The following is a 20,803-nucleotide window of genomic DNA, read 5'->3' on the forward strand; positions in this document are numbered from 1 at the left end:
ACCCCGTGTTCTATGCCGGATATCGGGTGTGCGCGGCCGGCGGCCTGCACACCCTGGGGATCACGCGGGGAAGATCTTGCCCGGGTTCATGATTCCATTCGGGTCGAACACCGCCTTGATACCTTTCATATAGGCGATTTCCGCTGGCGAGCGCGAATAGTGCAGGTAGTCGCGCTTGGTCATGCCGACGCCGTGCTCGGCGCTGATCGAGCCGTTGTACTTCTGCACGGTCTCGAACACCCACTGGTTGACCACCGCGCACTTGGCGAAGAACTCGTCTTTGCTCAGCGCATCGGGCTTGAGGATGTTCAGGTGCAGGTTGCCGTCGCCGATGTGGCCGAACCACACCACTTCGAAGTCCGGGTAGTTGGCTTCGACGATGGCGTCGATGTCCTTGAGGAACGCCGGCACCTTGGAAACGGTGACGGAGATGTCGTTCTTGTACGGCGTCCAGTGGCTGATGGTCTCCGAGATGTACTCGCGCAGCTTCCACAGGTTCTGCAACTGCTGCTCGCTCTGGCTCATCACGCCGTCCAGCACCCAGCCTTGCTCGACGCAGTGCTCGAAGGTCGCCAGGGCCTGCTCGGCGACTTCCTCGGTGCTGGCCTCGAACTCCAGCAGGGCATAGAACGGGCACTCGGTGTCGAATGCCGGCGGCACGTCGCCCCGGGCCATGATCTTGGCCAGGGCCTTGTCGGAGAAGAACTCGAAGGCGGTCAGGTCGAGCTTGTTCTGGAAGGCGTGCAGCACCGGCATGATCGAGTCGAAGTCCGGCGTGCCGAGGACCATCGCGGTGAGGTTCTTCGGCGCCCGTTCCAGGCGCATGGTCGCCTCGACAACGAAGCCCAGGGTGCCTTCGGCGCCGATGAACAGCTGGCGCATGTCATAGCCGGTGGCGTTCTTGATCAGGTCCTTGTTCAGCTCCAGCAGCTCGCCGGTGCCGGTGACGACCTTCAGGCCGGCCACCCAGTTGCGGGTCATGCCGTAGCGAATCACCTTGATCCCGCCGGCATTGGTGCCGATATTGCCGCCAAGCTGGCTGGATCCTGCCGAGGCGAAGTCCACCGGGTAGTACAGGCCCTTGTCTTCGGCGAACAGCTGCAGCTGCTTCGTCACCACGCCGGGCTGACAGACGGCGGTGCGGTCGAATTCGTTGAACTCGAGGATCTGGTTCATGTAGTCGAACGCGACCACCACCTCGCCATTGGCCGCAACGGCCGCAGCGGACAGGCCGGTACGCCCGCCCGACGGTACCAGCGCGATCTTGTGCTCATTGGCCCAGCGCACCACGGCCTGCACCTGCTCGATGGTCTTGGGAAAGACGATGGCCGAGGGCGACGGCGCGAAATGCTTGGTCCAGTCCTTGCCGTAGGCGTTGAGGGAATCGGCATCGGTGAGCACTTTGCCGGGCTCGACCAGGGTCTTCAGCACTTCGATCTGGGCGGGGTTGGTCATCTGGGAAACTCTCAAACGATTCATGGTCACCCTGAGCACGCTTCACGCTCGGGGGTAGGTGTTTCGCGGGGGGCTTATGCTAGCATATGCCCCCCGTTAATCGTGCCCCCGCGCCGATTACAGGCCCGCTCAGCCTCTTCGCTGATGCATCCTCCCTGACACTTTTTTGTGGGACAACAGGTACTCCGATGAGCAAGACCTCTCTCGACAAGAGCAAGATCAAGTTCCTTCTGCTGGAAGGCGTGCACCAGAATGCCATCGATACCCTGAAGGCCGCCGGCTACAGCAATATCGAGTACCTCAAGGGCGCCCTGTCCGATAGCGACCTGAAAGAGAAGATCGCCGACGCACATTTCATTGGCATCCGTTCGCGTACCCAGCTGACCGCCGAGGTGTTCGACCATGCGAAGAAGCTGGTCGCCGTCGGGTGCTTCTGCATCGGGACCAACCAGGTCGACCTGAACGCTGCCCGCGAGCGCGGCATCGCCGTGTTCAACGCGCCGTTCTCCAATACACGCTCGGTTGCCGAGCTGGTGCTGGCCCAGGCCATTCTGCTGCTGCGCGGCATCCCCGAGAAGAATGCCTCCTGCCACCGTGGTGGCTGGATCAAGTCGGCAGCCAATTCCTTCGAAATCCGTGGCAAGAAGCTGGGTATCGTCGGTTACGGCTCCATCGGCACCCAGCTTTCCGTGCTGGCCGAAGCGCTGGGCATGCAGGTGTTCTTCTACGACACCGTGACCAAGCTGCCGCTGGGCAACGCCACTCAGGTCGGCAAACTGCACGACCTGCTGGGCATGGCCGACATCGTTTCCCTGCACGTGCCTGAACTGCCGTCCACCCAGTGGATGATCGGCGAGAAGGAAATCCGTGCGATGAAGAAGGGCGGCATCCTGATCAACGCCGCACGTGGCACCGTGGTCGAGCTGGACCACCTGGCCGCCGCGATCAAGGACGAGCACCTGATCGGCGCCGCCATCGACGTGTTCCCGGTCGAGCCGAAGTCCAACGACGAAGAGTTCGAAAGCCCGCTGCGTGGTCTGGATCGCGTGATCCTGACCCCGCACATCGGTGGTTCGACTGCCGAGGCTCAGGCCAACATCGGCCTGGAAGTCGCCGAGAAGCTGGTCAAGTACAGCGACAACGGTACTTCGGTTTCGTCGGTCAACTTCCCCGAAGTGGCCCTGCCGGCGCACCCGGGCAAGCACCGTCTGCTGCATATCCACGAGAACATCCCGGGCGTGATGAGCGAGATCAACAAGGTCTTCGCCGACAACGGCATCAACATCTCCGGCCAGTTCCTGCAGACCAACGACAAGGTCGGCTACGTGGTGATCGACGTCGACGCCGAGTACTCGGACCTGGCGCTGGAAAAACTCCAGCATGTGACCGGGACCATTCGTACTCGCGTTCTTTTCTGAGTCGCACCTGTGCAATGAAAAAGGGAGGCCGAGGCCTCCCTTTTTCATGCCCGCGATTTTTTACTTCACGGTGACGGTGATCGTCTTCGAGATCACTGGCGGGTCGAGCGGGATGTGGTTCTTGTCGCCAACCAGCAGCTGCAGGGTGTGTTTGCCGGGCGCCAGGGTCAGCTCGGTTTCGGTCTGGCCCTTGCCGAAGTGACGGATGGCATCGGTCATGGGCAACGGCTGGTCCATGGCGGGCTCGTCCTTGAGGTCGATCAGGATGTGATGGTGACCGGTTTCTGGAATGTCGGCCCCAGCTGGCGCGACGCCCATGCCCTTCAGGCCGAAGCGCACGGTAAAGGTCTTGTCCACGGTGGCGCCATCTTTCGGACTGATGAAGTACACCTCTGCTCCGGCGGGGGCGGCGGTACGCGGCAGGCCTTCGGCCAGCGCGCAGGCGGAAGCCAGCAACAGGCCGGCCAGGCCAAGGCAAGAGACGGTACGTTTCATGGGGAAGCTCCTGTATAGCGGTTGAGGCATCTGCGGGCACTGGCCGGCAGGTGGTCCATCAGCATAGGCGCTCTGGCGCGAGGCTCCAAACCCGTGTCGTCAGCAAAATTTCCCGTAGGGTCCGCCGTGCGCACCGGGAGCGATGGTCTCAAGCAGTGGGCGTTCCATCTTCCAGCGCCGCCAGCCAACGTGCTGCCTGCTCGAGCTGATGCTCATTGAAGACCTGCACGCCCAGGCGGGCCAGGGTGGCAGCGGTGACGCCTTGCCCTGCTACACGAATGCCGGCGAACTGGCCGTCATAGGTTTCCTCATTGCCGCATGAGGGGCTGCGTGACTTGAGCAGCGCCAGGCGAATGCCGTGGCGGCGGACCAGCTCGGCGGCTTCTGCGGCACCGGCAAGGAAGGCCGGCGTAACATCTTCCCCTTCGATGCTGAGGACCTGGCTCAGCCCGTCGAGAACCTCATGGCCGTTGCCGCCGATGATCTCGGCCGGCGGGCGTGGCGTAGGCAGGCCACCAGCCACTTCCGGGCATAGCGGAACGATGCGTCCTTCGGTCTGCCACTGCTGCAAGAGGTCATAAGGCCCGTGAGCACCGCCGTCGTAGCGCACGCGCTGGCCAAGCAGGCAGCGGCTGACCAGCACCTTGTGCATCAGATCACCTGGCTCAGGGCGCGGCGACGGAACCAACCGGTCAACGACAGGCGTTCGCGGGTAGCTGGCAACACCTCATGGGGCAGGTCGGCGGACATGAACAGCACCAGCGTGCCGGCCTCAGGAAGGATATCCAGCTCGCCGCCGGCTGCCGGATACAGACGTAGCGCCCCGCCGTGCTCGGGTAGCCAATCCGGGTTGAGGTAGTAGATTGCCGAGACACTGCGCCGGTCATCATCGTTGAAGCGATCGAGGTGGCGTCGGTAGAAGCTGCCGGGGGGATAAAGGGTGAAGTGGCTTTCGTAGTCGGCCAGGCCGAGGAAAAACGCCTCGTTGAGGAACAGGCGTAGCTCGTCCATGGCGCGCAGGTAGTGGTCGCAGGCGGGGTGCTGGCCGTCTTCCAGCCACTGGATACGGTCGCCACGGATGCCTTCGCGTACTGCCTGGGCGCCGCCGCGGCCGGTGCTGGCGGGATGCAAGGCACCCTTTTGCGCACGCAGGCGGCACTCATCGGCCAATTGGCGGGTCAGAAGCTCAGGCAGGACATGCGTCTGCCTCGACCAGCCTTGTGTGGCAAGGTCGTCGATGATCTGCGGTAGGCGGCGTTGATCGAATTCGATAGGCATGTGCGATTCTAGCAGTGCTGTCGATGCACCTCGACAAGCTTATTGCGGCCCCGGAAAATGACGGGACCTACAGGAGTTTCCCATGCGCGTTGTGTTTGCCTTTGTTCTGATGCTGTTCAGCCTGGTTTCCCTGGCCGACGAGCATGCCCGTTTGTACCAGGCTGCCGGTTGGCCCCAGCAGCGCGAGCATTTCAGCGATGCGCTGGTGGTCGCCCAACAACGCTACAGCAACACCTTGCCACCTGCGGTATACCAGGCGCTGGTCGACAACAGCAACCGGCGCTTTGCCGCGCAAGCGCTGGAACAACGCAGCCAGGCCGCCTTGCGCACGCAATTGAGCAACCCACAGCCTGCCTTGCAGTTCTTCGAGTCACCGCTGGGACGCAAGGTGATTGCCGCCGAGGTACTGGCCACCCGTCGTGATCAATTGGCGAAGAATGCCAAAGGCCTGCCGCGCAGCGATGCCAGTGCCACCCGGCGCCTGCTGATTCGTCACCTCGCCCAGGCCGTGCCGGCCAGTGATGCAGCGGCCGAGGTGAGCCTGGCGCTGGCGGGTGTGGCCGCTGACAGCCTGAGCCAGATGTTGCCTGGCCTGTTGGGCGGGGGGCAGGCGCAGGCCTTGCTCGACAACCAGCGCGAGCAGTTCAAGCAGCAGATCAACACGGATCTGGATAACACCCTGTTGTATGTCTACCGCGACCTGTCCGACCCCGAACTGGAAGAGTTCGTCAGCTTCGCGCAATCCAGCGATGGTCAGGCCTATTACCGCGCGGCGCTGGGCGCCCTGCGTGCCGGCCTGGGCGCTCAGCAAGGGGCTGGGCAAGGTATCTGAGCACGGCCAGGGCTGGCGATTCCGAACGCTGATGGTTGTGCTGCAGGGCGTGCCGGCCTGGCGCGCCCTACAGGAAGCGAGGGTGGCGAGCGGTAAGGATTATCCTGCGGCTTCTTGCCTTCAGCGCTGTCGATTGAGCACTACTGAAAGTGCTCCGTCAGGAACGCAAAGTAGCGGTTGCGAATTTCCTCGTTTTCATTCACCAGATGATGCCGCGCCGTTGGCAGGCGCAGGATCGTCGGCTGGTCGAACTTGTCCTGTAGCACGCGCAGGTTGTGCTGCCAATCGATGGTCATGTCCGCCTCGCCCTGCACGATCAGCGGGCGTAGCGTGCTGCGTGGCGCGCGCTCGATACGCGGGATCCAGCGCGCCAGGGCGCCAACCCAGGCGGTGGGCAGGGTGCGCGGCTGCAGCGGGTCGCGGTGCTGGATGAAGTCGAGGAACTCGCGGTCGCTGGAGTTTTCCGAGAAGCGCCGTGGAATGGCTGACTTGAACGGCCTGAGCAGGTAGTAGCTGAGCTGCGACAGGCCCCAGGCGCGTGGCCGTACCAGTGGTGCGAGCAGGGCCGTGGTGCCCAGCTCCGGGCGTGGCGTGCCGGTGAGCAGGTAGTCGACCAGGATGCCGCCGCCGGTGCTTTGCCCGCACAGGTGCCAGGGCTGTGGCAGTGCCAGTTGGCTGGCCTGGTCGAGCAGGCCGAGCAGGGTCTGCTGGTAGGTCGAGAAATCATCGATGCTGGCGCGTGGCCCGGCGGACAGGCCATGGCCGGGCAGATCGCAGGCCAGTACGGCGAAGTTCATCCCCAGCGCCCAGTCGATCAGGTGCCGGTACAAGCCCATGTGGTCGTAGTAGCCGTGCAGCATGATCAGGGTCGCGCGCGGCTGGGCCGGACGCCATAGCTGCGTGACGATGCGCAGGTCGCCCTGTTCGAAGCAGCCAAGTTGGCTGTGGCTGCCAGCGCGTTGCACGCTCAGGTCGAGGCCATAGTGGCGTTGGTAGGCCTGTTCCTCGGTGCTGAGCGGGCGAACTGCTGCGGCCAAGGGTCGCAGGTTGGCGCGCAGGTGCTCGGGCTGAAACGGCTCTAGCGTTGGGCTGGGCATGGATGTCATCGAAACGGCCGGACTCGTGGGCGGGATGCTGATATTCAGCTCCACGGCCCGGCATGGCAAGCTAGGGCCTGGTTCGCGCTCCGCGAACGCCCCCCACGTGACTTGTCGCCATGCCCACCTCGCGCCGCAAAACCCTGCTGATTTTCCTGTTCGCTGCTCTCTGGCTGGGTGCCATGCTGGCTGCCTATTGGTGGTTCCAGGTGCGCTACATTCGTCCATTCGATGCGCGGACGCAGTTGTTCTCCGGTGCCGAGTTGCGCCTGCCGGCCGAGTTGAGCGGGCCGGGGGCGATTCGCGTGGTGCATTTCTGGGACCCGGCCTGCCCGTGCAACGTCGGCAACCAGCAGCATCTGGCCGAGCTGCTGGCCACCTATGTGCCGAAAGGCGTGCAGTTCTATGCCGTGCAGAAGGCCGGTAGCCACGGTCAGTTGCCAGCAACCCTGAGGGCGTTGCAGCCACTGGGCGCCCTGCCGGGCAGTGCCGGTTTGCCTGCCAGCCCGGCGGTGGCCATCTGGGACCGCGAGGGCCGCCTGGCCTACTTTGGCCCGTACAGCGAAGGTGCCTTGTGCACCTCGGCCAACAGTTTCATCGAGCCGATTCTCGAAGCCCTCAGCGCCGGACGTCCGGTACGCGCCGACAGCACCTTGGCCGTGGGTTGTTTCTGCGACTGGGCGGCGTCAGCCGATTGAACCGGGCAAGACCAGTTCGACATCGCCACAGGCCTGGCCCTGGTTGTCGAAACTGCGTTCGATGAAGCGTTGCGAGCCGTCTGCCGCGACCAGCAACACGCTGCTGGCGCGGGTGCCATAGCCCTCACTGTGGATGAAGATGCTCGACAGCAGGCGCTCCCCGCTGAGGCCGATGCCGGTGTCCGGCAGGTCTGCATCGGCAGCGCGTGTCGGGTCTGCCAGCAGTTCGAGAAGGTGTTGGGGCCGCGGCTCGTCCAGCGTCGCGGCAAGGGCTGCCTTGGCCCGTTGCAGCTTCGGCCAGGGCGTGTCCAGGCCGGCGTTGGAGACGCCGTGCAGGCCGCTGGGCAATGCTCTGGGCTGGCCCTCCTGGGCGTTGAGAAACCACAAGGCATCGCGGTTGCCTACCAACAGGTTGAAGCCGCCGTAGGTATCGGCCTGGCCGGCCACCTCGCGCAGATACTGCTCCGGCGATTGTTGGCTATGCAGGAAGCCCACCGGCAGCTCACCGCGCGAGCGTTCGCCCGGCGGCTGGCGCGGGTCGCGGATATTGGTCAGCGCGGCGAAGCGGCCCTCGACGGTGATCCCCAGCCAGGTGCCGCCGGCCTGCAGGTCGCGCCCGGCATACAGGCCGGGGTTGTCGGCCCACTCGCCCAGAGGCTGGGTGGCGCGGGCATGGAATTCATCACGGTTGGCGGCCAGGACCAGTGGCTGGGCGTGGCCAGGGCGCCAGGCAAAAACGATCAGGCACATGCAGCGTTCCTTGGTGAGGGTGACCCGAGTCTAAGGACCCGAGCAAGATCGCGCGAGTCGCGTGGGGTGGATTGGCTTTTTCGGCCGAGACTCTGACCGGTAAGCCGGTGGTAATGCGGCCTGTCGGCGTGGCTGGAGGGGCGGCAGCGCTTCCGTTACCATGCCGCTTCGTTTCTGGGGGTGTCCATGGAATTCCTGCTCTACATGGTACTGGGCGCTTGTGCCGGTATTCTCGCCGGTCTGTTCGGTGTTGGCGGCGGCCTGATCATCGTCCCGGTGCTGGTGTTCAGCTTCACTGCCCAGGGCTTCGACACGAGTGTGCTGACCCACATGGCGGTCGGTACGTCGCTGGCGACCATCATCTTCACCTCGATCAATTCGGTCCGTGAGCATCACCGCAAGGGCGCGGTGCGCTGGCCGATCTTCGCCTGGCTGGCGTTGGGCATTCTGCTCGGTGCTGCGTTGGGCAGCCTGACGGCCTCGACCATCCAGGGGCCGTACCTGCAGAAGATCATTGGCGTGTTCGCCATCATCATCGCCATCCAGATGGCCCTGGATCTCAAGCCCAAGGCCAGTCGTGACGTGCCCGGCAAGGTTGGCCTGACCGCCGCCGGCGGGGTGATCGGCTGGGCCTCGGCGATCTTCGGCATCGGTGGTGGCTCGCTGACCGTGCCGTTCCTGACCTGGCGCAGTGTGCCGATGCAGCAGGCGGTGGCCACGTCGTCGGCCTGCGGCCTGCCCATTGCGCTGGCCAGTGCGCTGAGCTTCATGATCATCGGCTGGGGCAAGCCCAACCTGCCCGAATGGAGCCTGGGCTTCGTCTACCTGCCGGCCATGGTCGGCATTGCCCTGACCAGCATGTTCTTCGCCCGGTTCGGTGCGCGCCTGGCCCATCGCCTGTCGCCGCGGCTGCTCAAGCGCCTGTTTGCCCTGCTGTTGCTGTGCGTGGGCACCAGCTTTCTCATATAAGGAATCCATATGCTGGCTTACCCGAATATCGATCCTGTCGCCCTCGACCTGGGCGTGCTGCAGATCCACTGGTACGGCTTGATGTACCTGGTGGGCATTGGTGGTGCCTGGTGGCTGGCGGCGCGCCGTCTTGCCGATTTCGACCCGACCTGGAGCAAGGAGAAACTGTCCGACCTGGTGTTCTGGGTGGCGATGGGGGTGATCCTCGGCGGGCGCCTGGGTTACGTCTTGTTCTACGACCTGCCGGCCTACATTGCCGACCCGGCGTTGATCCTGCAGGTGTGGAAAGGCGGCATGTCCTTCCATGGCGGGCTGATCGGTGTGCTGCTGGCCACCTTGTGGTTCGGCAAACGCCACAAGAAGAGCTTCTTCGAACTCATGGACTTCATCGCCCCGCTGGTGCCGATCGGCCTCGGCGCCGGGCGCATCGGCAACTTCATCAATGGCGAGCTGTGGGGCAAGGTCAGTGACGTGCCGTGGGCGATGGTGTTCCCCACTGGCGGACCGCTGGCACGTCACCCTTCGCAGCTGTATCAGTTCGCCCTCGAAGGCGTGGCCCTGTTCATCATCCTCTGGGCGTATTCGCGCAAGCCGCGGCCGACCATGGCGGTGTCCGGCCTGTTTGCTCTGTGCTACGGCATCTTCCGCTTCATCGTCGAGTTCGTCCGCGTGCCGGACGCCCAGCTCGGCTACCTGGCCTTCAATTGGCTGACCATGGGCCAGGTACTGTGCCTGCCGATGATTCTCGGTGGCGCCGGGCTTATGATCTACGCCTACCGCCGCCAGGCCGCCCGTACCCAAGGAGCCGCGCAATGAAGCAATACCTCGACCTGATGCGCCTGGTGCGCGACACCGGCACTTTCAAGAGCGACCGCACCGGCACTGGCACCTACAGCGTGTTCGCCCACCAGATGCGCTTCAACCTGGCCGATGGTTTCCCGCTGGTGACCACCAAGAAGTGCCACCTGAAATCGATCATCCACGAGCTGTTGTGGTTCCTCCAGGGCGATACCAACATCAAGTACCTGAAGGACAATGGCGTACGCATCTGGGACGAGTGGGCCGACGAGAACGGCGACCTCGGCCCGGTGTACGGCTACCAGTGGCGCAGCTGGCCCGCGCCCAACGGCGAGTCGATCGACCAGATCAGCAAGCTGATCGAGATGATCAAGAAGAACCCGGACTCGCGGCGCCTGATCGTCTCGGCCTGGAACCCGGCCCTGGTCGAGCAGATGGCCCTGCCGCCCTGCCATGCGCTGTTCCAGTTCTACGTCGCCGACGGCAAGCTCAGCTGCCAGTTGTACCAACGCTCGGCCGACATCTTCCTCGGCGTGCCCTTCAACATCGCCAGCTACGCGCTGCTGACCCTGATGGTCGCCCAGGTCTGCGGCCTGCAACCCGGCGATTTCGTCTGGACCGGCGGTGACTGCCACCTGTACGCCAACCACCTGGAACAGGCCGACCTGCAACTGAGCCGCGAGCCGCTGCCGCTGCCGACCATGAAGCTCAACCCCGAGGTGAAGGACCTGCTGGCCTTCCGCTTCGAAGATTTCGAGCTGGTCGGTTACGAGGCGCATCCGCACATCAGCGCGCCGGTCGCGGTCTGAGGCGTGTATTCGTGAATGCTGCGATACCGCCGGAGGGCGGGCTGAAGCCGCTGTCCATCTTCGACTTCGATGGCACCCTGACCTGGCGTGACAGCTTCGTGCCGTTTCTGCGCTTTGCCTTCGGCAACTATCGCTTCGGCGTGAAGCTGACCCGTACCGGCAGTTCCAGCGTGCATTACCTGTACGGCGGCATGACCCGCGACAAGATGAAGGCCAAGCTGATCCGCAACTTCCTCGGCGGCGTCGACCCGGCCTGGGTCGCCGAGCAGGCCCAGGTGTTCTGCGACCGTAACTGGGAGCGGATGATGCGCCCGAGCGGCCTGATTGGCCTGCGCGCCGAACAGGCCGAGGGGCGCACGGTGTCCCTCTGCTCGGCGTCGCCGGCCTTGCTGCTCAAACCTTTTGCCGAGCGCCTGGGGGTCGAACTGATCGCCACCGAGCTCGAAATCGTCGACGGCAAACTGACTGGCCACATCCTGGGCCGTAACTGTCGCCGGGATGAAAAGGTCAATCGCCTGGTCCAGCGCTTCGGCCCGCTGCAACACTGTCACCTGCGTGCCTGGGGTAACTCTAGCGGTGACACCGAGCTGCTGGGTGCCGCACAGGAAGCTCACTATCGAGTGTTTCGCGACTAGCCCGGCACATCAGCTTCCCAAACGCTCCGCCAGATGATCGATCAGCACCCGCAGCTTCGGCGGCAGGTGCCGGGTCGGGTGGTAGAGAATCCAGGCGGTGCCCTGGTAGGAGCCGGTGTAACGCCATTGGGGCAGTACCTGCAACAGCTCGCCGGAGGCCAGCGCCGCGGCTGCGGTGAAGTGCGGCAGGCAGGCGATGCCCAGGTCGTTCAATGCGCCGTTGAGGCGTACCTCGCTGTGGTTGCTGGCAAAGCGGCCGTTCACCGCGACCACGCACTGTTCGTTGCCGTTGCTGAAATGCCAGCGATGGTCGTCCGGTGTTTCATCCAGATACAGGCAGGCATGGCGTACCAGCTCCTGAGGGTGTTGCGGCGTGCCGTGGCGTTGCAGGTACGTCGGCGTGGCGCAGAGCAGTTGCTGCACGCTGCACAGCGGGCGCCCGGCCAGCGTGGGTGGCGGTTGATCGGTGATGCACACCAGCAGGTCGAACTGATCGGCGATCAGGTCCGGGCTGCGGTCGCTGAGGTTGAGGCTGACGTTGACCTCGGGGTAGCGCTGGAGAAACTCCGCCATCAGCGGGCTGATCAGGAACTTGCCGAACGCTTTGGGCACCGACAGGCGCACCGTGCCGCGCGCGTGGCTCATCAATCGTTCGCTGACTGCCATGGCCGCCTGAGCGGCACCGAGCATCTCGCGACACCGTTCGAATACTTCGGCACCGGCTTCGGACAGTCGTAGCCGCCGTGTCGTGCGCTCCAGCAGGCGCAGGCCGAGCGCCTGTTCCAGGTGGGCGATCTGCCGGCTGACCGCCGACGCGGTGCTGCCCTGTTGCCGCGCGGCGGCGGAAAAACTGCCGCACTCCACCACACGCACGAACATCGCCATGTGCGGCAGCAGGCTGGTGGGGATATTTGTGCTCATGGCGAACAAGTCTTATGTGATTACGCTGGATTATCACGGTGCAGGGCGCAATGGACAATGGCGCTCCACCCCGATCTGCCTTGCGAGTTTCCCATGTCGACCCTGACCAGCCCGTCCCGTGTGCGCCTTCTGCAGAGCAGCGATCTGCTGCTCCTGCTGGTCGCGATGATTTGGGGCAGCAGCTACGGCGTGGCCAAGCAGGCGCTGGTGTTCTATCCGGTACTGGGCTTTCTCGCGGTGCGCTTCTGCCTGACCTTCCTCATCCTGCTGCCGCAACTGCGTGGCGAAGGGCGCAAGGCCTGGGCGCCGGGTCTGCCGTTGGGCGCAGTGATGCTGGCGATCTTCCTCTGCGAGACCTACGGAGTAATGCTGACCAGCGCCAGCAATGCGGCGTTCCTGATCAGCCTGTGCGTGGTGTTCACGCCTTTCGTCGAGTGGCTGCTGCTTGGCCAGCGGCCGGACTCACGCCTGCTGCCGGCCGTGGGCCTGTCGCTGCTGGGTACCTGGCTGCTGAGTGGCGGGGTGGATCTGCACTTCAACCTGGGTGACAGCCTGATGCTGGTGGCGGCGGTGTTACGGGCATTGCTGGTGTGCCTGACCCGGCGCCTGACTGCGCACACTACTGTGCCGGCGCTGGCCCTGACTGCGGTGCAGACCGGGGTGATCGGTGGCGGCTGTCTGCTGCTCGGTATCGTGCTGTTGCCGGGTGGCCTGCCGGCGCTGCCGCGCGAGCCGGCGTTCTGGATCGGCAGCCTGTACCTGGTGCTGTTCGCTACCCTGTTCGCCTTCTTCGTGCAGAACCACGCGCTGCGTCGCAGCAGTCCGACACGTGTGTCACTGCTGATGGGCAGCGAGCCATTGTTCGGTGCGCTGTTCGCGGTGCTCTGGCTGAGCGAGCAACTGAGCGTGCAGGCGTGGGTCGGTGGCCTGCTGATCGTCGCCGCCACCTTATGGACCAGTTTGCTACGGCGCTGAGCACCTGCCTCGGGTCTGCTGCACGTCGGCCCAGTCCGTTCCTCAGTCGTTTTCGCGGGAGCACCTAGTCCTTGTTTTGCTCTAGCTCGCGAGATCCGATGCAGGTTCTGAGCGGCGGGCAGGGCAACGCTCGCTGACGGCAAGGGCCATCAGCGAGTCGGCGCCGGTGATGATCAGGACAGCAGCGCGAGCTGCTCGTCGTCCGATCCTTGCCCGTTCACGCCCGCGGCAGCTTGCAGGTCAGCGCGCTGCTTCATGAGCTCAGCGAGCTGTTCCTCGACCGCTTTCTGCTGTTCGGGTGGCATGGCCTCGAGTTCTTCCTCGGTCAGGCCCAGCTCCTTGAGCATGCTGTCGCGCAGTTTCTCGGCGGTGCTCATGTTCATGTAGGCCATGAACTCCTGCACCACGTCGTCGCCTGCGTCCGGCGCTGCCGCCACTTCCTCCAGGCGGCTTTCGCCCTCGCCTGAGAGGAAACCTTCAGGACGGGCCTGCAGGTTCACCCGCAACTTGGCGAAGGCCTCTTCATAGGCCTGCTCGGTGCGCGAGTCATAACGCTGCTTGTCATTGACCGGCGCTGGGCTGCCCAGGTTGGCCAGGCTGAATGAAGTGGAGTCGTTGTCTTTGAAGCCGTCTTTGGTTCGTTGGCCGATCATGGCCAGCGGGTTGAACCCGCCTATGCCACCGATGCTGCTCATAAGCCCTCCGGGGTCCGGTGATTACGGACTCTGCCAGGAGCAAGTCGGATGCCAACAATGGAAAGGCGCTATGGATCAATTGCTTACGTGCCTGGGGCGAGCGCGTAAGCGGGCGGAGATGGCAACGGCTTACCTCAAGCGGCAAGCTGTTGCCGGTTGGGTCAGGGCGTGGACTGCCCGAGTTGCTCGGCCAGCAGGCTGACCTGTTCCTGGCGCTCGCTGTGCTCCAGGCGTGCCTGGCGATTGAGCGACGACCACTCGGGGTGGGCGCGGGCCTTGCGCAAGGCCTCAGGCAGGCGCGCCTCGCGCCAGCTCTTGTCGGACGGGGCGTCCAGCTGGATGGCTTCGGTCGCGGCATGGCCACGGGCAGCCAGGGCGGCCAGCAACTGGCGCTGGCGCAGGGCGAGCAGGCGCAGTACGCCATCGTCGACGGTCAGTTCGCGCTGGCCCTTGAGTTTGCCCAGCAGGCGCGAGCCGTAGTTGCGCGCGGTCTGCAGGCCGCCGCCAGCGAGGGCGCCGATTACGGTGGCAGCGCCGAGGCTGAGGCCGCCCACCAGTAGGTCGATCCCGGCACCTGCCGCCGCGCCGGCAGCCAGGCCGCCGCCGACATTGACGCCAAGCTGCTTGAGGGTTTCCGGGTTGAACAGGTCATCGCCCCAGCGCCCGTCGAGCAGGGGCAGGTCGCCGGGACGGGCGTCGTCCTTGCGGAAGGCGAACAGGCGCAGCAGGGCATCGACGCAGGTCTGTTCGCGCTGGCGGATGGCATCGTGCAGTGCACGGATCTCGCCCTGTTCCAGGGTCGGCTGGGCGACCACACTGCGCCGGCAGGCGGCGCAATCGATCAGCAATTCGGCGATCAACCGGGCACCGGCCTGGTGGCGTGCGCGGGTCTGCGCTTCATGGTCGGCGATCAGCCGTTCCAGTTGCGGGCGGGCCTGTTCCAGCAGCAGGGCCAGGCTCTCGTACAGGCGGCGCTCGCCATCCAGCGGCGGCGCTACCGTATCGAAACGCACCAGTGCGTGCAGACCGAGGCGGGCCAGGGCGTCACGCCATTGCGGCTCGCGTTGCTGCGGATGGCCGCTGAAGTTGAGCACCGGCAACAGCGGCTTGCCGCAGGCGGCGAGCACGGCCAGTTCATCGCGGTACTTGGCCAGCACCGGTTCGCGGGCGTCGATTACATACAGCCCGGCGTCGCTGGCCAGCAGCTGGCGCAGCACCTTGGCTTCCTGCTCGAAACGCTGGCGGGCCTCGGCGGTGTCGAGAAAGCGCGCCACCCGTGCCGGACCGTCGAGGCGCTCGCCAGGGCGCTCCAGGCGTTCCAGGTAATCGAGCAGGGCAATGGCATCTTCCAGGCCGGGGGTGTCGTACAGCTCCAGCAGCGGTTCGCCGTCCACCGACAGGCGCGCGCCTTCGACATGGCGAGTGGTGCTGGGGCGGTGCGAGACCTCGCCAAACCCGACATCGCGGGTCAGGGTGCGCAGCAGCGATGTCTTGCCAACATTGGTGTGGCCGACCACGGCCATTTTCAGGGGTTTAGTCATGGCCGCTCTCCAGCCAGGGCAGGGGCGAGCAGTCGGACCAGCTCAGGCCAAGCTGGTCGAGTGCGGCGTGCCAGTCGCCCAGCCGGTCGCTGTCCTGGGCTTCGCCGGGGGGCGGTTGCAGCAGCCAGATGCGGGTGGCGGCGGCGCTGCGTGCCAGTTCCCCGAGCAGTGCCAGGGTGCCACGGTCGGCCGAGCGGCGTGGGTCGCAGGCGATGACCAGGCGTGCCGGCGGGAAGCGTTCCAGTTGGTCGAGCAGGTGCTGGCGCTGTTCGCGGCTGTCGAGGATGCCGGCATCGGCGATGCCCTTGCCCAGTGATGGCGGCCAGGTGCGACGCTCGTCCAGTTCGATGGCCACCAGCACGGCGCCGCTGCTGTCGAGCGTGGTGTGGCCGGCGGAGGGCTGGTGAAGGGCCGTGGGCGCCTCGTCGAGCACGCCGAGGCGTTCGCTGGGCGGTTGCAGGCGTTCGGCGAGCAGGCGGTAGCCAGGCAGGTTGAGGTCCAGCGCGAGATGCGCCTGGCCGCGCTGCCAGCGCCACAGGCAGAACAGCGCGAGCAGCAGACGCGGCAGCACGCCATAGACCAGCAGGATGCCGACCAGCCAGCCGGCCCAGGCATGCCGCGCGGCTTCCAGGGCGACCACACTGTCGCCGCTGGCGCGAATGGTGTCTGCATCCGGGATCGGGAAGCCGAGCAGCGCCGGCACGGCGCCGAGCACATGGGTCAGGGCGACGAAGGTCTCGCTGCCGAGCAGGGTGGTTTCCCAGACGAAGCCATAGCGCCGGGTGGCGAGCAGCGCCAGCATGACCACCAGGGCGCTGAGCAGGGCGACCAGCCACAGGCCGTGCACCAGCATGCCCAGCAGCCAGCGGTTCAGGCGCTGGCGTTGCAGCAGCAGGACCAGTGCCGGGCCGAGCTGGGCGGCGCTGGCATCGCGGGCGAGTTTTTCGCTGAGCCACCACCACAGGCGGCCGAGGGCGGCGGCATGATCGCCGGCCAGCAGCAGACCGAGCAGCCAGCCGATCAGCAGGAGCAGGTGCAGGCCGAGCAGGCTGCCCAGTGCCCAGAACACATTCACCGGCTCACGGGCGGTGCCGAGTGCGGCCAGGGTCAGGCCGATGCCGCTGAACAGAGCGAGCAGCACGAGGACGATCAGGGCCAGGCGCGCGCCTTGCAGCCAGTGCCGTTGCGCCTGCAGCTGGCCATCGCGCTCGGCCAACCACAGGCTGCGGGCTTCGATGCGCGAGCTCAGGTCACCCGCGTGCTGGCGGGCATGACGATTGGCTTCACTGTCTTCCAGCGGGCCGGCGTGTTCCTCACGCAGGCGCAGGGTTTCACACAGCCACAGGCGTTGCAGGCGGTTTGGCGGAGGCTTCTTGGCGACAGTCACGCGGCAGTCCGGTTGCGAAGGGCGAGTACAGAGCATAACCGCAGTAACGACTCGTTAGGCAATTGAGGGGGTGTACTGGCAACGTGCCACGGTCTAGGCTGCACGGCATAACAACAAGCAGTGAGCGGCCATCATGCAGTTACCGCATCTGAACTGGGTCAATCAGGATTCTCCCTTCCTGCGCCAACAACGCCACGGGTTCCGCCTGTTGAGTTTCGAGGGCGAACTGGAGCCGGCGTTCAACCGTTATCACGTCAGCGTATTCCTCGCGCGCATGCGCTGGGCCTTGCTGGTGGCGATGCTGCTGATGCTGTTGTTCGCCGTGCTGGATGCCATCAGCCTGCCCGACAGCGTGCGCAAGCAGACGCTGGCCATTCGCCTCGGGCTGATCCTGCCGGTGCTGTTCCTGACCTGGTGGGCCACCTACAGCCGGGCGCTGCGGCCGCACTTCCAGGTGATCGTCGGGCTGTGTTCCATCTGCTCCGGGCTGGGCATCGTCGGCATCATCTGGGTCGCCCGCAGTCAGCATTTCCCGCTGCCCTACGAGGGCATCATTCTGGTCACGGTGTTCTTCTATACCCTCACCGGGCTGCGTTTCGTCGCGGCGAGCCTGTGTGGCTGGCTGATCTTCTTTGCCTATCTGGTGATGGAAGTGATCAGCGGTTTGCCCGGCGAGGTGTTGCTGTACAACACCTTCTTCCTGGGTGCCGCCAACGTCATCGGTTCGGTGGGCTGCTACTTCCTCGACTACTCGACCCGGCAGAACTTCCTGGCCCAGGGCCTGCTGCAGGAACTGGCGGAGAAGGACTTCCTCACCGGGCTGCTCAACCGCCGTGCCTTCAGCGAGCGCGCCGAGCGCAGTTGGCGGCAGGCGGTGCGCGAGCACCAGCCGCTGGCGGTGGTGATGATGGATGTCGACTTCTTCAAGCGCTACAACGACCACTACGGCCACGCCGCCGGTGACGAAGCCCTGCGTGCCGTGGGGCAGGTGATCGGCCAGCACGGGCGGCGCCCGCTGGACAGCACGGCGCGCTATGGCGGCGAGGAGTTCGTCGGCCTGTGGTATGGCGTCAACGAGGCGAGCATCCAGGCGATTCTGGAGGACATCCGGAGCGCCATCGAGGGTCTGGAGCTGGCGCATGTGAAGTCCGATGCGGCGCCGGTGGTGACCCTCAGCATCGGCATGGCCTACCTGCATCCGCAGCCCCATCAGACCCTGGAAGATGCCTTGCGCCTGGCCGATGTGGCCTTGTACCTGGCCAAGGAACAGGGGCGTAATCGGGTCGTGGGAAAGAAGCCGGGCAGCTCATCGGATTGAGCGCTGCCCATCTCGCCAGGCGGCATTGAAGGAGAATGTCTAAGGGCTGTTGACGTTTTGGCATGGATGGCCGGATCGAGGCAGGAGCGAACATTCGTCCTTTGCGTTTCATGACGTGCCGATTGGTGGGCTGAAGAGTCCGCAATTGCCTCAAAGAGGCCCGCTCGAATGGCCGGATTTTAAATATATTCCATTACGATTCAATGAGTTAAAGAAAAACACCAACAGCCACCAGGCTAGGTGTCGCACATGACCTGGAGGGCCTCATGCACGCTATGTGTGCTCGCGAGACGTTGGCCAGGTTCTGAGCACCCGTCGGCCCTTCAATCGTGTCTGCCGAGCCGCTATCCTGCGCGAATGAAAAATACACTCCCCCTTTGCCTGATCGCGGCGCTCGCGCAGAACCGCGTGATCGGCCGCGACAATCAACTGCCCTGGCACCTGCCGGCGGACCTCAAGTACTTCAAGGCCAGGACGCTCGGCAAGCCGATCATCATGGGCCGCAAGACCTGGGACTCGCTCGGTCGACCATTGCCCGGTCGTCTCAACCTGGTGGTCAGCCGCCAGCCCGGTCTGAGCCTGGAAGGCGCCGAGGTGTTCGCCAGCCTGGAAGCGGCCATCGTCCGTGCGGATGAGTGGGCCAGCGCGCAGGGCGTCGACGAGCTGATGCTGATCGGTGGCGCGCAGTTGTATGAACAAGGCCTGGAACTGGCCGACCGCCTGTACCTGACCCGCGTGGCGCTCAGCCCGGAAGGCGATGCCTGGTTCCCGGCATTCGATGAGGCCGCCTGGCAGTGCAGTGCGCGCGACGAGCATGCCGCACTGGAGTCCGCGCCGGCCCACTGTTTCGAGACCTGGGTTCGCCGTTAATCACGGCAGCGAGTACGGCTGCCTGGTGAAGGCGGCCCGCTCTGGATGGGGCCGAGCGATGATGAGAATGTTGCAGTAATTGCGAATTAATTGCATTTACTGGTAGGGTGCGCGGCTTTCCTCACCCTCCTGCAAGGTAACTCTCGTGTCGACCTGGAACGCCCAGCTAGCCCGGCTGTTTCTGGAGCAGAAGAAAGCCCTGGAGGCTTTCGTCACGCGCCGCACCGGCAATCGCCAGGTGGCCGCGGACCTGACCCAGGAGGCGTTCCTGCGCCTGGCGCGGTTGCCGGCTGGCGAGCGCATCGACAACCTGCGGGCCTTCCTCTTCACCGTCGCCGGCAACCTGGTGCTCGACCACCAGCGCCAGGCGGCGCGGCGTGGGCTGGTGGAAGGCGAGATGCCGGAAAACGAGCCGCCCTGCCCGGCGCCAGGGCTGGTCGAGCGCCTGGCCGGCGAGCAGGAGGAGCGCTTGCTGCGTGAGGCCATCGAGGCATTGCCGCAGCCACGGCAGCGCATCTTCCTGCTGTACCATGTCGAAGGGCTGACGTACCGGGAGATCGCCGAGCACGAAGGCCTGTCGACGCGCAGCGTGGAATATCACCTGCGTCAGGCCCTGATCGACACCCGCGCTTTTCTCAAGATGCGCCTGTCCGTGCAAGGAATGCGTGGATGAACAGCGAACCCATGCCGATGAACGATGACGACTACTTCGCCGAGGCCAGCGCCTGGCATTTTCGCTTGCTGGCCGAGGATGTCAGCGACGAGGAGCGCAGCGCCTTTGCCGCCTGGCTGGCGCAGGGCGAGGCGCAGGCACGTGCCTGGGGCGAGGCACAGGCCCTGTTGGCCGCCCTGCAGCCCGCCGCCCGCGCCGTTCACACGAGCCGCCTGGGCTGGGCGCGGCGATCCGCACCCTGGGCGGCTGCGGCGATGCTGGTGCTGGCGTTGGGGTTGGCCTGGCAGGCGCCCTGGTTGGATCGCCTGCGCGCCGATCACTACACCGTGCAGGGTGAGACCCGCGCTATCGAGTTGGCCGATGGTTCACGCGTGCAGCTCGACACCGATGCGGCCGTCAGCGTGACGCTGGCCGGCGACGAACGCCGGGTTCGCCTGCTGCGTGGCGAAGCCTGGTTCGAGGTCAGTCATGACGCCGCCAGGCCGTTCATCGTCGAGAGTGGGGACGCGCAGGTTCGGGTCCTGGGGACGAAATTCGCCGTGGCACGGCTGGAGGGGCGTACCCGGATTCTGCTGAGCGAGGGCCGCATCGAAGCGCGGGCCGGCAGCGAGACGCCGGTTGTCCTGGCGCCGGGTGAGGCGGTCGAGGTGAGTGCCGGGCAGCTTTCCGCACGACGCACCTTCGACCCGCAACAGGCCTTTGCCTGGCGCCAGCGGCAACTGGTGTTCCGTCAGCAGCCGCTGGCCGAGGTGGTGGCCGAGCTCGACCGCTATTGGCCGGGGCATACCCTGGTGCTGGGTGAGGCGCTGCGACAGAAGAAGGTCTCGGGCGTGTTCGAGATCGACAAGCCGGACGCGGTGCTCAAGGCGCTGACCCATACCCTGGGCCTGGACGTCGGCCAGTACGCGTCCTACCTGCGTGTGTTGCGCGAAGGCTGAGCCTTAGAACCTGTTCTCGATCTCCTGGCACGCAGCCATACGGTGTTAAAAGCGTCCTTGAATGCGAGCCCAGTTAGTTCTCGTAAACCCGAGTGCGGGCCCAGTCCGTTCCTCGGGCAGCTTGATTCGCTGGCGCTCACCCTTCGGGCCAGCCTGCGGCTGTTACTCCCGCTGGTCGTTGCGCCTTGTCTGTCGCTAATCCAGAAGACCGTGAACAGGTTCTTAACCAATCACAAAAATTCTTTCAGGGT

22 protein-coding genes are annotated in these 20,803 nt (G+C 65.1%); 12 read left to right on the top strand and 10 right to left on the bottom strand.

The features are described from left to right. Positions 1-60 precede the first annotated feature (60 nt). Entirely contained in the window at positions 61-1,455 is a 1,395-nt protein-coding gene (locus tag ACWPW0_RS01235) for an FAD-binding oxidoreductase (RefSeq protein WP_454254181.1), read from the bottom strand. Positions 1,456-1,643: 188 nt separating this feature from the next. On the opposite strand from ACWPW0_RS01235, the gene serA reads away from it, so the two are divergent. After that, the gene (serA, locus tag ACWPW0_RS01240) at positions 1,644-2,873 is read left to right on the top strand and encodes a phosphoglycerate dehydrogenase (protein ID WP_447588235.1); all 1,230 of its coding nucleotides are present in this window, start codon (positions 1,644-1,646) and stop codon (positions 2,871-2,873) included. A 60-nt stretch (positions 2,874-2,933) separates the two neighbouring features. On the opposite strand, the gene ACWPW0_RS01245 is transcribed toward serA, so the two are convergent. The 3 genes from ACWPW0_RS01245 to ACWPW0_RS01255 all read right to left on the bottom strand — a co-directional run bounded on the left by ACWPW0_RS01245 (position 2,934) and on the right by ACWPW0_RS01255 (position 4,646). After that, complete coding sequence (locus tag ACWPW0_RS01245) at positions 2,934-3,368, bottom strand: DUF4399 domain-containing protein (RefSeq protein WP_447588237.1); 435 nt, start codon at positions 3,366-3,368, stop codon at positions 2,934-2,936. A gap of 148 nt (positions 3,369-3,516) precedes the next feature. Next, entirely contained in the window at positions 3,517-4,020 is a 504-nt protein-coding gene (locus tag ACWPW0_RS01250) for a DUF523 domain-containing protein (RefSeq protein ID WP_454254182.1), read from the bottom strand. Further along, the gene (locus ACWPW0_RS01255) at positions 4,020-4,646 is read right to left on the bottom strand and encodes a 2OG-Fe(II) oxygenase (protein ID WP_447588241.1); all 627 of its coding nucleotides are present in this window, start codon (positions 4,644-4,646) and stop codon (positions 4,020-4,022) included. The genes ACWPW0_RS01250 and ACWPW0_RS01255 overlap by 1 nt, the downstream gene beginning before the upstream one ends. 82 nt (positions 4,647-4,728) lie before the next feature. On the opposite strand from ACWPW0_RS01255, the gene ACWPW0_RS01260 reads away from it, so the two are divergent. Next, a complete protein-coding gene (locus ACWPW0_RS01260; RefSeq protein ID WP_454254183.1) occupies positions 4,729-5,478 on the top strand; it encodes a hypothetical protein in 750 nt (249 codons plus the stop codon). A 140-nt stretch (positions 5,479-5,618) separates the two neighbouring features. Here ACWPW0_RS01260 and ACWPW0_RS01265 read toward each other — a convergent pair whose 3' ends face one another. Continuing rightward, entirely contained in the window at positions 5,619-6,575 is a 957-nt protein-coding gene (locus ACWPW0_RS01265; RefSeq protein WP_454254184.1) for an alpha/beta hydrolase, read from the bottom strand. A 119-nt stretch (positions 6,576-6,694) separates the two neighbouring features. Here ACWPW0_RS01265 and ACWPW0_RS01270 point away from each other — a divergent pair, with 119 nt between their 5' ends. Further along, positions 6,695-7,273, top strand: coding sequence for a DUF6436 domain-containing protein (locus ACWPW0_RS01270; protein WP_454254185.1), 579 nt, complete (start codon positions 6,695-6,697; stop codon positions 7,271-7,273). On the opposite strand, the gene ACWPW0_RS01275 is transcribed toward ACWPW0_RS01270, so the two are convergent. After that, positions 7,262-8,023 (bottom strand): NRDE family protein, encoded by a 762-nt coding sequence (locus ACWPW0_RS01275; RefSeq protein ID WP_454254186.1) that lies wholly within the window; start codon positions 8,021-8,023, stop codon positions 7,262-7,264. The two genes, ACWPW0_RS01270 and ACWPW0_RS01275, sit on opposite strands and share 12 nt — an antisense overlap. A 186-nt stretch (positions 8,024-8,209) precedes the next feature. Between ACWPW0_RS01275 and ACWPW0_RS01280 the strand changes: the two genes are divergently transcribed. From ACWPW0_RS01280 to ACWPW0_RS01295, 4 genes are read left to right on the top strand one after another with little or no spacing between them, the layout of a single operon-like run. Continuing rightward, positions 8,210-8,992, top strand: coding sequence for a sulfite exporter TauE/SafE family protein (locus ACWPW0_RS01280; RefSeq protein ID WP_447588247.1), 783 nt, complete (start codon positions 8,210-8,212; stop codon positions 8,990-8,992). Between the two features lie 9 nt (positions 8,993-9,001). Next, positions 9,002-9,808, top strand: coding sequence for a prolipoprotein diacylglyceryl transferase (gene lgt, locus ACWPW0_RS01285; protein WP_447588249.1), 807 nt, complete (start codon positions 9,002-9,004; stop codon positions 9,806-9,808). Continuing rightward, positions 9,805-10,599, top strand: coding sequence for a thymidylate synthase (locus ACWPW0_RS01290; RefSeq protein ID WP_447588251.1), 795 nt, complete (start codon positions 9,805-9,807; stop codon positions 10,597-10,599). The genes lgt and ACWPW0_RS01290 overlap by 4 nt, the downstream gene beginning before the upstream one ends. Positions 10,600-10,610: 11 nt before the next feature. Then, the gene (locus tag ACWPW0_RS01295) at positions 10,611-11,234 is read left to right on the top strand and encodes an HAD-IB family hydrolase (RefSeq protein WP_454254187.1); all 624 of its coding nucleotides are present in this window, start codon (positions 10,611-10,613) and stop codon (positions 11,232-11,234) included. A 9-nt stretch (positions 11,235-11,243) separates the two neighbouring features. Here the strand turns inward: ACWPW0_RS01295 and ACWPW0_RS01300 are convergent, their stop codons facing one another. Beyond that, entirely contained in the window at positions 11,244-12,155 is a 912-nt protein-coding gene (locus tag ACWPW0_RS01300) for a LysR family transcriptional regulator (RefSeq protein WP_447588254.1), read from the bottom strand. A gap of 93 nt (positions 12,156-12,248) precedes the next feature. Here ACWPW0_RS01300 and ACWPW0_RS01305 point away from each other — a divergent pair, with 93 nt between their 5' ends. Further along, a complete protein-coding gene (locus ACWPW0_RS01305; protein ID WP_454254188.1) occupies positions 12,249-13,130 on the top strand; it encodes a DMT family transporter in 882 nt (293 codons plus the stop codon). A gap of 173 nt (positions 13,131-13,303) precedes the next feature. Here ACWPW0_RS01305 and ACWPW0_RS01310 read toward each other — a convergent pair whose 3' ends face one another. The 3 genes from ACWPW0_RS01310 to ACWPW0_RS01320 all read right to left on the bottom strand — a co-directional run bounded on the left by ACWPW0_RS01310 (position 13,304) and on the right by ACWPW0_RS01320 (position 16,753). Next, complete coding sequence (locus tag ACWPW0_RS01310; RefSeq protein WP_454254189.1) at positions 13,304-13,825, bottom strand: hypothetical protein; 522 nt, start codon at positions 13,823-13,825, stop codon at positions 13,304-13,306. Between the two features lie 161 nt (positions 13,826-13,986). Beyond that, the gene (locus ACWPW0_RS01315) at positions 13,987-15,366 is read right to left on the bottom strand and encodes a GTPase/DUF3482 domain-containing protein (RefSeq protein WP_447588259.1); all 1,380 of its coding nucleotides are present in this window, start codon (positions 15,364-15,366) and stop codon (positions 13,987-13,989) included. Next, positions 15,359-16,753 (bottom strand): DUF2868 domain-containing protein, encoded by a 1,395-nt coding sequence (locus tag ACWPW0_RS01320; RefSeq protein ID WP_454254190.1) that lies wholly within the window; start codon positions 16,751-16,753, stop codon positions 15,359-15,361. Before ACWPW0_RS01320 ends, ACWPW0_RS01315 begins: the two co-directional genes overlap by 8 nt. A 133-nt stretch (positions 16,754-16,886) precedes the next feature. On the opposite strand from ACWPW0_RS01320, the gene ACWPW0_RS01325 reads away from it, so the two are divergent. The 4 genes from ACWPW0_RS01325 (at position 16,887) to ACWPW0_RS01340 (ending at position 20,552) form a co-directional block, all read left to right on the top strand. Further along, a complete protein-coding gene (locus ACWPW0_RS01325) occupies positions 16,887-18,071 on the top strand; it encodes a diguanylate cyclase domain-containing protein (RefSeq protein WP_454254191.1) in 1,185 nt (394 codons plus the stop codon). Positions 18,072-18,428: 357 nt separating this feature from the next. Beyond that, on the top strand, positions 18,429-18,941 hold the full coding sequence (locus ACWPW0_RS01330; RefSeq protein ID WP_454254192.1) for a dihydrofolate reductase: 513 nt from the start codon (positions 18,429-18,431) through the stop codon (positions 18,939-18,941). Between the two features lie 145 nt (positions 18,942-19,086). Continuing rightward, the gene (locus tag ACWPW0_RS01335; protein WP_447588267.1) at positions 19,087-19,614 is read left to right on the top strand and encodes an RNA polymerase sigma factor; all 528 of its coding nucleotides are present in this window, start codon (positions 19,087-19,089) and stop codon (positions 19,612-19,614) included. After that, positions 19,611-20,552, top strand: coding sequence for a FecR family protein (locus ACWPW0_RS01340; protein WP_447588269.1), 942 nt, complete (start codon positions 19,611-19,613; stop codon positions 20,550-20,552). Before ACWPW0_RS01335 ends, ACWPW0_RS01340 begins: the two co-directional genes overlap by 4 nt. Positions 20,553-20,803: the final 251 nt, after the last annotated feature.

It is taken from the genome of Pseudomonas sp. Marseille-Q8238 (assembly GCF_965111915.1).